Raw genomic sequence first — 861 nt, forward strand, 5'->3', positions numbered from 1 at the left:
CAATCATCACATCCCACAAAAAGCCCTCAACTTCTTGTCTCCGATTGAGGCTATGAAACAGTGGCAGGTTAAACAGCCGGATCTGTTTACGAGGAAAGTTTATAAACAGGCGGAACCTGACAGCTAGGTTCTGTTGACGTAAGGTTTACAGTCGCAGAACCCAAAACCCCGGCACCATCCAGCCCCTCCCCCCAAAACAAAACCCCGGCCATAACTGCGCCGGGGTTGTGTTTTACAGCGGGTGGGCTAGCCCTGCTTCAGGCAGCCCTGGGTGCGACGGGTCAGCTTAGTGCCCGCCATGTCCTGCCAGCACAATCGCGTCGTAATGACCACGATCCCACGGGTTGTGGCTGAGGCTGGCGGAGCTGTCGGCTTCGAAGCTCGCCATGGCGTCGATCAGCAGATGGGTCTGCCGCGTCGCCCAATCCGCGCCGGCTGGCCCGGTTCGCGGGGTCGGATCGACCGGCTGGCCCAGACCCGGCAGGTGGTCGATATCAGCTTCATTGGTACCGATGCTGTCGATATCGGCCTCGTTGATGGCATCACCTGCCATCTCGATGCTGGCCGGAGCCTTGGCCTGCAAGGCGCTGGCGTCCAGGCTGCTGCCGTCAGCGAACTTGAACTGCTCGACCCGGTTGGCCGTGCCGACATACCAGTCCTGCAGGATCAGTTTGTCGCGGGTGTTGCCGGTGATGGTCACTTCCAGGTTGTTGCCAACCTTGGCATAGCGCAGTTGGTCTTTGCTGATGCCAGCGCCGAATTGCACGCTGTCGAGGTTGCCTGCGGTGGCGTCCTGTTCGATCACGGTGTCGATGCCGCTACCGGTGTTGAACTGGTAGACGTCATTGCCAAAACCACCGA

General features: G+C 59.6%; 1 protein-coding gene. It reads right to left on the minus strand.

What is annotated here, in order from left to right:
* Positions 1 to 286: 286 nt before the first annotated feature.
* Positions 287 to 861: calcium-binding protein (locus PZA18_RS24000; protein ID WP_284103414.1), on the minus strand; the 575-nt coding region annotated here is incomplete at its 5' end.

Origin of the sequence: Parachitinimonas caeni, from assembly GCF_030129945.1 — a bacterium.
In the GTDB taxonomy this organism is placed as follows: domain Bacteria; phylum Pseudomonadota; class Gammaproteobacteria; order Burkholderiales; family Chitinimonadaceae; genus Parachitinimonas; species Parachitinimonas caeni.